This window comes from Acidimicrobiia bacterium, from assembly GCA_040880805.1.
Lineage (GTDB): Bacteria > Actinomycetota > Acidimicrobiia > IMCC26256 > DASPTH01 > DASPTH01.
On sequence record JBBDHW010000022.1, the window covers coordinates 79,650 to 92,924 of the forward strand.

Sequence of the window (13,275 nt, forward strand, 5' to 3'; positions counted from 1 at the left end):
ACCACTTTTTTGCGGACGAGCAGGTCGGCACGGTTCGTCGCGAGAGAACATCAGCCGCCCCGAGCGGCAGTCATATGCGTGACGTCAGTCGACGCGTCCGCCATGACCTGCCCTATGTCAAGCGACGAGCCACCGCTCTGGGACCCGATTGCTCGGGACTACGAGCGTCACGCAGCGATGTCAGCGCCATGTTCGTGAGCAGCTCGGCGAGCTCGTCGTCGTCGATGCGGCTGGTGAAGTCGGCGACCGAGTTCAAGAGCCCGAACACCGCGTGCACCGCGGCGGCAGCTTCCTCGTTCGAGTAGTCGGTGCGTAGCGCCGTCACCACGTCGGTCCAGATCTCCGCGTAGTGGTGCTGCTTTCGCCGTAGCCGTCGCCGGTCCTCGTCCGGGAGGTGGTCGCTCTCCTGGGAATAGACCTTGATGATCGCTCGATCGCGGAGCGCGAAGGCAACGTGCGCGCGCACGAGCGCGTCGAGCGCAGCGGCGGGATCGGCAGCGCCGTTCACCGCGGCGCGTGCTCCCGCGAGAAGTTCGTCGACGACACGGTCGATCAGCGCGACGAGCAGCTCTTGCTTGTTGCGGAAGTGCCGGTAGATCGCGGAGCCGCTCACGCCCGCGGCCGCGCCGATGTCGACGATGCCGACTGCATGGAATCCTCGCGCGGCGACGAGCTCCGCGGTGACGTCGAGTAGCTGGTCGTGGCGCCGGCGCCCGCGCGCGGTCGGAGCCGTGCTCGGCGCCCGCTTCAACGAATTTGGCATCAATACGACTTCGGCAGGCCGAGCGACTGCTGCGCCACGAAGTTGAGGACCATCTCCCGACTCACGGGCGCGATGCGAAGCAGCCGGAGCAACCCCCAGAGATCGGCGAGGCCGTACTCCGAGGCCATCCCGTTGCCGCCGTGGGTCTGGATGGCGGCGTCGAGGCAGTGCAGCCCGGCCTCTGCGGCCGCGTACTTCGCCATGTTCGCGGCCTCGCCCGCCGACGCGGGCTCGGCTTCTTGGTCGTGGAGCCACGCGGCTTTCGTGATCATGAGTCGCGCGAGCTCGAGCTCGATCTTGGCGGTCGCGAGGGGGTGCGCGACACCCTGGTGCTGCCCGATCGGCACGCCCCACACTGCGCGTTCGCAGGCGTACTCCGACGCGCGCTCGAGCGCGTACCTCCCCAGCCCGGTGCAGATTGCGGCGCCGGTGATGCGTTCCGGGTTCAGCCCGGAGAACACCTGGCGCAGACCTTCGTGCTCCTCACCGAGCAGTCGGTCGCATGGCACCTGCACGTCGTCGAAGAAGAGCTGGAACTGCTTCTCGGGAGCCTTGATCTCGACCGGGATGAACGTACGTTCGAGGCCCGGGGCATCGCGGTCGACGATGAACATCGAGAGTCGCGCGTCGCCCGTGGTCTCGTCGGTGCCGGTGCGCGCGACCACCAGCACCGCGGCCGCCTCGTCGACACCGGAGATGTACGTTTTCGTGCCGCGCAGCCGATAGGTGTCGCCGTCGCGCACCGCCGTGGTGGAGAGCCGGTGCGTGTTGGATCCCGCGTCGGGCTCGGTGATCGCGAACGCCATCTTCTCGCCCGAGCCGAGCGCGGGGAGCCACTGGCGCTTCTGCGCATCGGAGCCGAAGCGTGAGATCAGCTCGGCACAGATCGCGGCCGTGACGAGGAGCAGGAGCAGCGGGCACCCTTGCGCGGCGAGTTCCTCGCACACGATCGTGAGCTCGCTGATCCCGCCTCCGCCGCCTCCGTACTCGGGCGGGAGGTGCACGGAGAGGAAGCCGTGGTCGGCGACGGCCTGCCACAGCTCGTCGGTCTTGCCGCCGGTGCGAACCTGCTCGGCGAAGTACGGGTGGCCGAACGGCGCCGCGAGGTCGCGCACCGCCGCCCGGATCATCTCGTGCTCGGTGCTCTCGGCGAAGTCCACGTGTCGCTGCTTCTGGCTCAGCTCGCTTCTGGCCGCTTCTTGCGCCGCAAATGTGATTCGTGAATAACATACTGCGTGCCCGTCATCGCTTCCAAGATCGACGCGAGTGGCGACACGTACCTCGCCAACCGTGCCGGCCTCGTCCAGCTGCTCGCCGCGCACGAGGAACAGCTCGAACTGGCACGCGGCGGTGGGGGAGCGCGCTATGTCGAACGCCACCGCGCCCGCGGGAAACTGACCGCGCGAGAACGGATCGAGCTGTTGCTCGACCAGGGCTCGCCGTTCCTCGAGCTCTCGCCGCTCGCGGCGTGGGGCTCGCCGTTCCACGTCGGCGCGAGCATCGTCACCGGAGTGGGCGTGGTGTCGGGCTTGGAGTGCGTGATCATCGCCCACGACCCAACCGTCCGCGGCGGATCCATGAACCCCTACACGCTGAAGAAGAACCTGCGCGCGCTCGAGATCGCACGCGTGAACCGGCTCCCGCTGGTCAACCTCGTGGAGTCGGGTGGCGCCGACCTGCCCACGCAGGCCGACCTCTTCGTGCCGGCGGGGCAGATCTTCCGCGACCTCACGCTGCTCTCCGGTCTCGGCATCCCGACGATCGCGCTCGTGTTCGGCAATTCGACGGCGGGTGGCGCGTACGTACCCGGCATGTGCGACTACTCGGTGCTCGTCGACCAGCGGGCAAAGGTGTTTCTCGGCGGACCACCGCTCGTGAAGATGGCCACCGGCGAGGAGTCCGACGACGAGGAGCTCGGCGGGGCGGCGATGCATGCGCGCATCTCCGGGCTCGCCGACTACTTCGCGCGTGACGAGCTCGACTGCATCCGCATCGGGCGGGAGATCGTCGCCGACCTCAACTGGCGCAAGCTCGGTCCCGCACCCACCCGCGCCGCGGACGAGCCGATCCATGATCCCGACGAGCTCCTCGGCATCGCGTCAGTCGACCTCCGGGTGCCCTTCGACCCGCGGGAGGTGCTCGCGCGGGTCGTCGACGGCTCACGCTTCGATGAGTACAAAGCCGGCTACGGCACCAGCCTGGTCGCGGGGTGGGCGTCGATCCACGGCTACCCGGTCGGCGTGCTCGCCAACGCGCAGGGCGTGCTGTTCATGGCGGAGAGCAAGAAGGCAACCGAGTTCATCATGCTCGCCAACCAGATCGACACGCCGCTCGTGTTCCTCCAGAACACCACCGGCTACATGGTGGGGCGCGAGTACGAGCAGGCCGGGATGATCAAGGACGGCGCCAAGATGATCAACGCGGTCACGAACAGCACCGTGCCGCACCTCACGGTGATGATGGGCGCATCGTACGGTGCCGGGAACTACGGAATGTGTGGTCGCGCGTACGGACCGCGGTTCCTGTTCGCGTGGCCGAGCGCGAAGATGGCGGTGATGGGCCCGCAACAGCTCGCGGGGGTGCTGTCGATCGTGGCGCGCGAGTCGGCGGAGGCGGGCGCGCGCGACTTCGACGAGGACGCCGACCGCGCGCAACGGCAGTCGATCGAGGAGCAGATCGAGCGCGAGTCGCACGCGTTCTTCACCAGCGGGAAGATTTACGACGACGGCGTGATCGATCCGCGTGACACGCGCACCGCGCTCGGCATCGCACTGTCGGCCGTGCACTCCAACGTCGTCGAGGGCCGCCGCGGCTGGGGCGTCTTCCGGATGTGACGGTGACTTGAGCGTGCGCATCACGAAGCTGCTCGTGGCCAACCGCGGCGAGATCGCCTGCCGCGTGATGCGGACCGCGCGCGATCTCGGCATCCGAACCGTCGCGGTGTTCTCCGACCCCGACGAGCGCGCGCGGTTCGTTGCCATGGCCGACGAGGCGGTGCGCCTGCCCGGGAACGCTGCGACCGACACCTACCTTCGCGGCGACCTCATCGTCGACGCAGCGCGGCGAACCGGAGCCGAGGCGGTGCATCCCGGATATGGGTTCCTGTCCGAGGATGCTGCGTTCTCCCGCGCGTGCGAAGACGCCGGCATCGTGTTCGTGGGGCCGCCCGCTTCGGTCGTCGAGGCGATGGGCTCGAAGCTCGAGGCGAAGCGCCTGATGGCCGCCGCGGGTGTGCCCGTCCTTCCAGGGGCGACCGTCGACGCGGCCGACGAGGTGGGGTACCCGCTGCTCGTGAAAGCCGCGTTCGGCGGCGGTGGGCGCGGCATGCGCGTGGTCACGTCACCCCACGAGCTCGCGGATGCGGTCGACTCCGCGCAGCGTGAAGCTGCATCCGCGTTCGGTGACGGCACCGTGTTCCTCGAACGATTCGTGGAGCGACCGCGCCATGTCGAGGTGCAGGTGTTCGCCGACCAGCAGGGCTCGGTCGTGCATCTGTTCGAGCGGGAGTGTTCGATCCAGCGTCGTCATCAGAAGATCGTCGAGGAGGCTCCGTGCGTCGCGCTCGACGACGCGCAGCGCGGGGAGCTGTGCGAAGCCGCGGTCAGCGCCGCGAAAGCGATCGGCTACGTGAATGCCGGAACCGTCGAGTTCCTCCTCGATGAGGAGGACCGGTTCTGGTTCCTCGAGGTGAACACACGGCTTCAGGTCGAGCACCCCGTCACCGAGCTCGTCACCGGGCTCGACCTCGTCGCGCTGCAGCTCGCGGTCGCGCAGGGGGAGCCGCTGCCACCCGAGGTGTACGCAGTGCCGATGTCGGGTCACGCGATCGAGGCGCGCGTCTACGCCGAGGACGTCGCCGCCGGCTACCTCCCGGTGAGCGGCACCCTGCACCGGTTCCGCATCCCCGAACACGTTGGTGTGCGCGTCGACGCGGGCTACGCCGCCGGCTCGGTCGTGAGCCCGTTCTACGACGCGCTGCTCGCCAAGGTGATCGCGTGGGCGCCCACGCGCGAGGCGGCGGTGCAGCGACTGTCGAGCGCGCTCGCGTCGGCGGAGCTCCACGGCCCCGTCACCAACCGCGACCTGCTTGTCCGCGTGTTGGAGGACGACGACTTCCTCGCCGGACGCATCGACACCGGCTTCCTCGAGCGCCTCGCTCCTGTCGACGATGGACCGCGCGCCCGAGTCGTCGCGCACCACGCGATTGCGGCCGCGCTCGCAGCGCGCGCCGAACGTCGCGCGTATTCGCCATTGGCACGCGGCATCCCTGCCGGTTGGCGCAACGTCGGCCCCGCGATGCAACCCGAAGTGTTCGAAGAGGGCGACGTACGCGTGGAAGTTCGCCTCGAGCTTGCGTCAGTTCGGGTGGACGGGGTCGAGCGTGAGGTGAGGGTCTTCGACGCGCGTCCGGATGCCGTCGACGTCGAGATCGACGACGGACGGCGTCGCTATTCGGTGCAGCGGGTCGGCGACACGGTGTACGTCGACAGCTCGCTCGGCGCGTCGGCGCTGCACGTGGTCGACCGGTTCCCGGTGGTGGAGGAAGATGCCGCGCCGGGCTCGCTGCTCGCGCCGCTTCCGGGGAGTGCGGTCCAGGTCGCAGTCGTCGTCGGTCAGCGGGTCACCGCGGGCGACGTGCTCGTCGTGCTCGAGGCGATGAAGATGGAGCACACGGTGCGGGCGCCATTCGACGGCACCGTCACCGAGGTGCGCGTCGAACTGGGCGAGCAGGTCGACAGCGGCGACGTGCTCGTCGTCGTCGAGCCTGGCGAAGGCGGGGATGCATGAGCGTCATCTACGAGGTGGTGCGCGGCGTCGCCTGGGCAACGATCGACCGCGCGGAAGCGTCGAACGCGCTCAACGAGAGCGTGCGCTCCGGGCTGTTCGATGCTGCCGAGCGCTTCAACGCCGACGACACCGCGCTCGTGCTCGTGCTCACCGGCGCCGGCGATCGCGCGTTCTGCGCCGGTGGTGACCTGAAGGAGATGGCCGAGACCACCCTGCAGGTTCCGCCGCCCGACTTCGTCCCTCAGTTCGGACGCAACATCGAGGTCACGAAGCCAACGATCTCCGCGGTCAACGGTGTTGCCTACGCGGGCGGTTTCTTGCTCGCGATGATGTGCGACCTCTGCGTCGCCGCGGAACACGCTCGGTTCGCGATCACCGAGGCCAAGGTTGGGCGCGGAGTGCCGTGGGGAGTGCGATTGCCGTGGCTGCTCCCGCCGCGCGTCGCCATGCAACTCTTGCTGACCGGCGACCCCATCGACGCGCGCCGCGCCTATGAGCTCGGTCTCGTGAACGAGGTGGTACCGACGGCCGAGCTGCGCGGCACTGCGCAGCGCCTCGGCGAGACGATTGCCGCGAACGCGCCGCTCTCGGTCGCGGCCGCGAAGCAGATGATCCGTCGCGACGTGTGGGACGCCCGTGGCACTGACGCGTTCGATTGGGCCGAGCACCTCTGGGAGTCGGTATATCGGAGCAAGGACGCGCAGGAGGGGCCCCGTGCCTTCCGCGAACGGCGTCCGCCGCGCTGGCAGGGGAAGTAATCGGAATGGGGGTCGACATGCACGCGCTCGCCGACGACCTCGTGTCCGAGACGCGCGCGCTCGAGGGGTTGCTCGATCCGCTCACGGAAGCCGAGTGGGAAAGCGCGACCCCGGCCGAGGGCTGGTCGATCCGCGACCAGGTGAGCCACCTTGCATACTTCGATGAAGCGGCCACGTTGTCAGCAGTTGACCCCGACGCGTTCCGGCACGCAGCCGAAGCGGAGCTCGCCGACATCGACGCGTTCACCGCGCGCGTCGCGGCCGAGCATCGCGATCGAACGGGCGAAGAGCAGTTGGCATGCTTCCGTGATGTGCGGGCGCGCATGATCGACGTCATGGCGACGCTCGATCCCTCGCTTCGGGTCCCGTGGTACGGATCGGAGATGAGCGCGGCGTCGTCGCTCACCGCGCGGATCATGGAGACGTGGGCCCACGGTCAGGACGTTGCCGACGCGCTCGCGACCACGCGCGCCCCCACGCCCACGTTGCAGCACGTCGCGTTCCTCGGGGTGCGCGCGTTCGCCAACAGCTATCGGACGCGTGGCCTGCCGGTGCCCGACACCGAGGTGCGCGTCGTGCTCCACGGTCCTGCGGGCGAGACCTGGTCGTGGGGACCCGACACTGCGAGCAACCGCGTGGAGGGGCCCGCGTTCGACTTCTGCCTGGTCGTCACGCAGCGTCGCCACGTCGACGACACTGCGCTCCGATGTACGGGTGACATCGCGATCGAGTGGATGACGATCGCGCAGGCGTTCGCGGGGCCACCCGGCATCGGGCGTCGCCCCGGACAGTTCGCGGGCAACTCATGAGGCCCGTCAACATCGCCAACAGCTCAGGCTTCTACGGCGACCGGCTCACCGCACCCCGCGAGATGCTGAGCGGCGAGCTCCCGGTCGACGTGCTCACCGGCGACTACCTCGCCGAGCTCACCATGCTCATCCTCTGGAAGGCGCAACAGCGGGATCCGGACGCAGGCTACGCACGCACCTTCCTCACGCAGATGGAACAGGTGCTCGGCACCTGCCTCGACCGCGGCATCAAGGTCGTCACCAACGCCGGTGGTCTCAACCCGCGCGCGCTCGCCGACCGGTTGCGGGAACTGGGCGAGCGACTCGGCGTGCGGCTGGAGCTGGCGGTGGTCGAGGGTGACGACATCCTCGACCGGATCCCGGAATTGCAGCAGGCGGGTGTGCCGTTCTCGCACCTCGACTCCGGCGTGGCGCTGGCGGACGCGGGGGTGAAGCCCGCGACCGCCAACGCGTACCTCGGAGGATGGGGGATCGCGACCGCGCTTGCCGCCGGTGCCGACGTCGTGGTCTGCGGTCGTGTCACCGATGCCGCGCTCACGGTCGGGCCCGCGGCGTGGTGGCACGAGTGGGCGCGCGACGACTGGGACGCGCTCGCGGGTGCGGTGGTGGCGGGGCACGTGATCGAGTGCGGCCCGCAGACCACGGGCGGGAACTACCCGTTCCTCGACGAGCTCGCGCCCGGCTACCCCGGTTTCCCGATCGCGGAGGTCGATGCCGACGGGTCGTGCGTGATCACCAAGCAACCCGGCACCGGCGGGGCCGTCACCGTCGGCACCGTCTCGGCACAGCTGCTCTACGAGATCGACGCACCGCGCTACGCGAGTCCCGACGTTGTCGCGCGCTTCGACACGATCCGGCTCGAGCAGGTCGATCGCGATCGCGTGCGCATCAGCGATGTGCGGGGAGAACCACCGTCGCGCACGCTGAAGGTCGCGATCAACTACCCGGGCGGCTATCGCAACACCATGACGATGGTGCTCACCGGGCTCGACATCGAACGGAAGGCCGCGCACGCGGAGACGTTGCTGTTCGAGATCCTCGGTGGACGCGAGCAGTTCGACGCGGTCGACGTCCAACTGATCGGCATGGATCGGCTGCGAGTCACGGTGAAGGACCGGGATCCGGGCAAGGTCGGGCGCCGGTTCTCGAACGCGGTCACCGAGCTGGCGCTCGCGAGCTACGCCGGGTTCTTCACCACCACGCCGCCCGGGCCCGAGTCCGAGTTCGGCGTGTACTGGCCCACATTGGTGCCGGTGCACGCGGTCGAGCACACGGTCGTGCTCCCCGACGGCACGCGCGTCGTGATCGACCCACCCCCTCCTCCCGTTTTGGCGTCAGCAGGTCGCGCGCTCTGCGACTCAGTGACGCCAAAACGGTTCGTGGGAACGACCGACCGCGTTCCGCTGGGGGCGGTGTGCGGCGCGCGGTCGGGTGACAAGGGCGGTAACGCGAACGTGGGGCTCTGGGCGCGCACTGACGGCGCGTACGAGTGGCTGCACGCGTACCTCACCGTCGACCGGTTCCGTTCGCTCGTCCCGGAAGCCGCCGCGCTCGCCATCGAGCGCTACGAGCTTCCCAACCTGCGCGCCCTCAACTTCGTGGTGAAGGGTTTGCTCGGTGAGGGCGTCGCCTCCTCGGTTCGCTACGACCCGCAGGCGAAAGGGCTCGGGGAGTACGTGCGCTCACGCCTCGTCGACGTGCCCATCGGCTTGGAGTAATCGAACTCCGCACCGCCGAGGCAATCGGTAGCGTGCGCCGGTGTCCTCACGAGACGCAGGTTGGGCCGCGATGGTCGACGAGATTGCTCCGGGTGCAACGCTCCGGCGCGTCCGTCGACTCGGTGGAGGCCTCGCCACCGACACCTTCGCGGTCGATCTCGACGGCTCGGGCATTCGGCGGCTCGTCGTGAAGCGCTTCAAGCTTGGCGACGACAGGGCGCCGATCGAGTGGGATCGGCTCTCCTTCGCGCAACGGGTCGACGCGCCGGTTCCGGAACCGGTCGCGGTGGATGCGGACGGTCGCTGGTTCGGCGCCGCGGCCATCGTGATGACACGACTGCCGGGGCGTGCCGACCTCGCTCCTGTCGACGTCGATACGTGGTTGCTGGAGCTGGCGGGCACGATGGCGCGGGTGCACGAGACTTCGACTCGCGGCGCCGGAAGTGCGATTCGATGGCTTCCACACGTTGAAGCTTGGGAGCCCGACACACAGCTTCGATCGACTCCTTTGAGCGACCGTGCCGTGGATGCCATCGAGCGGTACCTGCCGCGCGCGACGTGGCAGTCGGTCCTCACACACGGCGACTTCCACCCGGGCAACATTCTGTGGAGTTGGCGCGCGCTGAGCGGCGTCGTCGATTGGAACGCAGCGCGGCTCGGACCCCGCTGGTACGAGGTTGCGTATCTACGAGCCGACGCGGCACTGCTTCTCGGCGGCGATGTGGCCGATCGCTTTGCCCGCAGCTACTCCGACATCGTCGCTCAACCGCCGGTCGATCTACCGCTGTTCGACCTGATCTGTGGCCTGCGTGCCCGCCAGTGGTGTGGTGCCTGGCTCGGCGCGTACCGCGAGCAGGGACTGGTCGCGACGCGTCGTCAGTTCGCGGCCCGCGTCACACCCTTCCTGCAACGCGCGCTGGCCGAGCTCGGCGTGTAACGCCCCCTGCGCGACCGTTACCTCGCCGCCGCCTCCCGGAACCGCGTCGTCCGGTGCACCGGATCCTTGTCGAGCTTCGGGATCACGTGCTCGCCGATCAGCCGGATCGTCTCGAGCGTCCCGGCGAGCGTGTCGGGGCCGATGCCGAACACGAGTTGGTCGGCGCCCGCGCTCTCCCAGCGCGCGCAGGCCTCGAGCGCGTGGTCGGGCGTTCCCATCACCAAGCCGCCGCCGCCGAGCGCGCCGCGCGCCATGTCCTCGGTCATGTCGGGGAGGAGTTCCGGCCACTGCGGCACCCAGTCGGGGTGCGGGAACGTGTCGTGGTAGCGGTAGACGTTGCTCTGCAGGTACGTGGGTCTCGACGCGACCATGTCCCGCACCGCCGCGTCGGCGTCTTCGCGGACGTACGCGGCCGTGGTGATCATCACGTTGTCGTTCACGAACGCGCCGACCGGCTCTGCAGTGACGATGGCCAACTTGTAAGCCTCGACGACCGGGGCCATCTCCTCGAGGGACTGCACCGAGAACCCGAGCACGCCGAGGCCCATCTGCGCGCACATCTGGTAGCTCGACGTGTTCCCTGCGGCGTACCACATCGGTGGGTGCGGTAACTTGTACGGCTTCGGCAGGATCTTGCGCGGCGGAAGCTGCCAGTACTTGCCCTGGTAACCCTCGTAGGTGTCCTGCATCCACATCTTCGGGAACTCGCGGATCACGTCTTCCCAGATCTCGCGCGTCTTCGACAGATCCTCCATGTCGGGGAGGAAACCCAGGATCTCGTGACTCCCCGCGCCGCGGCCGGTGCCGAACTCGAAGCGGCCCTCCGTGAGGTGGTCGAGCATCGCGACGCGCTCGGCCACCTTCGCGGGATGGTTCACCTGGGGGAGCGGGTTGAAGATGCCCGACCCGATGTGGATGCGCTCGGTTGCCTTGGCGAGATAGCCGGACACCACGTCGTTGGCCGAGAGGTGGGAGTACTCGTCGAGGAAGTGGTGCTCGGTGAGCCACACGTACTTGAATCCGGCGCGATCGGCGGCCTCGACCGCGGCGATCTCGTCCATGAACGCGCGGTGCTCGGCCTCGACGGGATCGTCGCCCCTCCGGAAGGCCGGGTTGTACCCCTGGATGAACAGACCGAATTCCATGGCCCGAGGTCTACCACGCGGTCGTGGTTCTATGGAGGGGTGACGGGTACCAGTGAACCACCGATCCGGATCGTGCTGGCGAAGCTCGGCCTCGACGGCCACGATCGCGGCCTGAAGGTGGTGGCGCGCATCCTCCGCGATGCGGGCATGGAGGTCATCTACCTCGGACTCCGCCAGACTGCCGACACGATCGCCCGCGCCGCGGTCGACGAGGACGCCGACGCCATCGGCGTGTCGATCCACAACGGTGGCCACCTCACGCTCGCGCCGCGCCTCGTCGCGGCCGCGCGCGACGCCGGGCTCGACACTCCGATCGTGCTCGGCGGGATCGTGCCCGACGCCGACGTGCCGGTCCTCGAAGAGGCCGGCATCGCTGCGGTGCTCGGCCCGGGTGCCTCGGCCGACGAGGTCGTCGCAGTCGTGCGTGGTGCGGTCGCGAGAACGGCCTGAACGCGGAACGGAGGCCGCTCGCGCGGCCTCCGTTCCTGCACGCGGCGTTGATCGTGCCGACCCGTTAGCTCTTGGTGCTTGGGCACCCCTTGCACGGGTAGTCGGGTACCGTGTCGGATGCGGGGAGCCCGTTGAACTCGGAGATCGAGTTGCTCGGGTCGAACAGCTTGGGCTCGCCCTTCTTCCACTCGCCGGCCTTGTAGCGCTTGGCGTTGTCGATGTACATGAACCGGCCGGTGCCCTCGTCGAACAGGATCTTGCCCTTGCCGGTCAGCGTGGGGTTCCACCACATGATGGCGTAGTCGAGCCCGACCTGGGAGTACTCGTCGTACGGGAGGTCGGCCGCCGGACCCTGCGCGAACATGAAGCTCTGCACCTGGTTGCTCGCGGCGCCGCCGAAGAGCGGCATGCTGAACAGGCCCTGCTGGAAGTTCTTCGGCGTGAGCTTCGGTCCTGCGAGACTCACCCCTGCGTTCAGGAGGTAGAGGGTCCCCACGGTGCCGGCCGAGTAGACGCCCTGGTTCTTGCCCCAGTACCAGTTGAACCAGTTCACCTGCGGGTCGTCGATGCCGGAGACGTAGAGCGGCAGGTCGCCGAGACCGAACACGTGCTTCATCTGCTCGGGGGCCTGCAGCTGGAGGATCCGCGCCGTGATCTCGATGTCTTGGGCGCCCAAACCCGTGAACAGCCACTCGGGGTGGTAGTCGAGGCTGTCGGCCGCCTTGAGCAGCTGCTGGTTCATGCCGAACGACGTGAACATCAACACCGTGGTGACGCCTGCGTCCTTGAGCTTGGCGACGAGGACCGGCGCCTCCTCCTGGTTCTTCGCCGCGATCTGGCTCGTGTCGAGCGGCACGCTGTAGACGACCTCGCCGCCATTCGCCATCGTGAGGCCTTCCTTCTTCGCCGTGCTCGTGAAGTACTGCCAGTCGATGCCGCTCTCGGGGCGGATCAAGCCGAACACGCGCTTCTTGGTGGTGAAATCGCCCGACCACTTCGCGGTCTCGCCCTTGAGCTGGCGGGCGGCGAACTGCGCGGCGTTGATCGCTGTCGCGTTGTTGTCGAAGCCGCCGAGGTACCGGTACGGCGCCTGCTTGTCCGCTTCCGCGTTGGTGATGCCACCCCCGAACACGATGATCTTCTTGGCGACGAGGTCGGCCGCGAACACCTGCCCGCCGCCGGCGGTACCCGCGCTGCTCACCACGATGAAGGGCTTCTTCTCGGCCACGTTGAGTGCGTCGGCGCGCTGCGCAGCCTCGTCGGGTCCCGTCGGATTGACGGTCACGAACTCGAACTGCCGTCCCCACAAGTTGAAGTTGTGGCTCAGGACCGTCTGCCAGTCCGGGTACGACTCCTCGATGAACGCGGGCTGTCCGGTCGCGTGGTTCACCGGCGCCGAGCCGCCGGGCTGGTTCCGCGCCGTGTTCTGCTGGTCGTGATTCCCCAGTAGGAGCACGACCTTGATCGTCTTGCCGGTGACGCCCATGGTGGTTGCCCCGCCGTTGCTCTCGCCCTTCTTCAACGGGCGCGTGCACGGAGCACGCTGCTGGTAGGGATAGGCGAGCCTGCCGTCGGGACCGCACTGCGGCGAGTTCTTCGCTGCTGCCGTCCCCACTCCGGCCGCCGGCACCGTCGGGGCCGGTGCGGCGCCCGCGACGGAGGCCATCGCAGCCACAAGCGCCAAGACGATCAACAGAACGACGGCGACGAAACCCTTGCGGTGGGTACGTCGAGGTGTGGCCAGATCACTCATGGAGCCCCCCATATCCGAGCCCGACCGTCGTCGGCCGGGCGTCGTCCGGTTAATACTGCACATCACATCCCGGTTTGCCAAGTCACCCCCTGTGACCTGCACCATCCTTGCCCCCGAGTCCCGCTGCTGGGAGGATCAAGGGGTTGCGGCCCGG

Annotated in this window: 11 protein-coding genes; 7 read left to right on the forward strand and 4 right to left on the reverse strand. The window is 68.5% G+C overall.

Annotated features, from left to right (window positions below; all coding sequences use genetic code 11):
* Window positions 1-112 precede the first annotated feature (112 nt).
* Window positions 113-763, reverse strand: coding sequence for a TetR/AcrR family transcriptional regulator (locus tag WD271_04895; GenBank protein MEX1007163.1), 651 nt, complete (start codon window positions 761-763; stop codon window positions 113-115).
* The gene (locus WD271_04900; GenBank protein ID MEX1007164.1) at window positions 763-1,923 is read right to left on the reverse strand and encodes an acyl-CoA dehydrogenase family protein; all 1,161 of its coding nucleotides are present in this window, start codon (window positions 1,921-1,923) and stop codon (window positions 763-765) included. The genes WD271_04895 and WD271_04900 overlap by 1 nt, the downstream gene beginning before the upstream one ends.
* Before the next feature lie 75 nt (window positions 1,924-1,998).
* On the opposite strand from WD271_04900, the gene WD271_04905 reads away from it, so the two are divergent.
* From WD271_04905 to WD271_04930, 6 genes are read left to right on the forward strand one after another with little or no spacing between them, the layout of a single operon-like run.
* Window positions 1,999-3,597, forward strand: a complete 1,599-nt coding sequence (locus WD271_04905; protein MEX1007165.1) for a carboxyl transferase domain-containing protein — start codon at window positions 1,999-2,001, stop codon at window positions 3,595-3,597.
* 13 nt (window positions 3,598-3,610) lie between these two features.
* On the forward strand, window positions 3,611-5,551 hold the full coding sequence (locus WD271_04910; GenBank protein MEX1007166.1) for a biotin carboxylase N-terminal domain-containing protein: 1,941 nt from the start codon (window positions 3,611-3,613) through the stop codon (window positions 5,549-5,551).
* On the forward strand, window positions 5,548-6,309 hold the full coding sequence (locus tag WD271_04915; GenBank protein ID MEX1007167.1) for an enoyl-CoA hydratase-related protein: 762 nt from the start codon (window positions 5,548-5,550) through the stop codon (window positions 6,307-6,309). The genes WD271_04910 and WD271_04915 overlap by 4 nt, the downstream gene beginning before the upstream one ends.
* Window positions 6,310-6,314: 5 nt before the next feature.
* On the forward strand, window positions 6,315-7,118 hold the full coding sequence (locus tag WD271_04920) for a TIGR03084 family metal-binding protein (protein ID MEX1007168.1): 804 nt from the start codon (window positions 6,315-6,317) through the stop codon (window positions 7,116-7,118).
* The gene (locus tag WD271_04925) at window positions 7,115-8,836 is read left to right on the forward strand and encodes an acyclic terpene utilization AtuA family protein (protein MEX1007169.1); all 1,722 of its coding nucleotides are present in this window, start codon (window positions 7,115-7,117) and stop codon (window positions 8,834-8,836) included. Before WD271_04920 ends, WD271_04925 begins: the two co-directional genes overlap by 4 nt.
* A gap of 40 nt (window positions 8,837-8,876) precedes the next feature.
* Window positions 8,877-9,773: a phosphotransferase gene (locus WD271_04930; GenBank protein MEX1007170.1), complete on the forward strand. Its 897-nt coding sequence runs from the start codon at window positions 8,877-8,879 to the stop codon at window positions 9,771-9,773.
* Between the two features lie 17 nt (window positions 9,774-9,790).
* Here WD271_04930 and WD271_04935 read toward each other — a convergent pair whose 3' ends face one another.
* Entirely contained in the window at window positions 9,791-10,918 is a 1,128-nt protein-coding gene (locus WD271_04935; GenBank protein ID MEX1007171.1) for an LLM class flavin-dependent oxidoreductase, read from the reverse strand.
* 39 nt (window positions 10,919-10,957) lie between these two features.
* Here WD271_04935 and WD271_04940 point away from each other — a divergent pair, with 39 nt between their 5' ends.
* Complete coding sequence (locus WD271_04940; protein ID MEX1007172.1) at window positions 10,958-11,368, forward strand: cobalamin-dependent protein; 411 nt, start codon at window positions 10,958-10,960, stop codon at window positions 11,366-11,368.
* A gap of 64 nt (window positions 11,369-11,432) precedes the next feature.
* Here WD271_04940 and WD271_04945 read toward each other — a convergent pair whose 3' ends face one another.
* Window positions 11,433-13,121, reverse strand: coding sequence for an ABC transporter substrate-binding protein (locus WD271_04945; GenBank protein MEX1007173.1), 1,689 nt, complete (start codon window positions 13,119-13,121; stop codon window positions 11,433-11,435).
* Window positions 13,122-13,275: the final 154 nt, after the last annotated feature.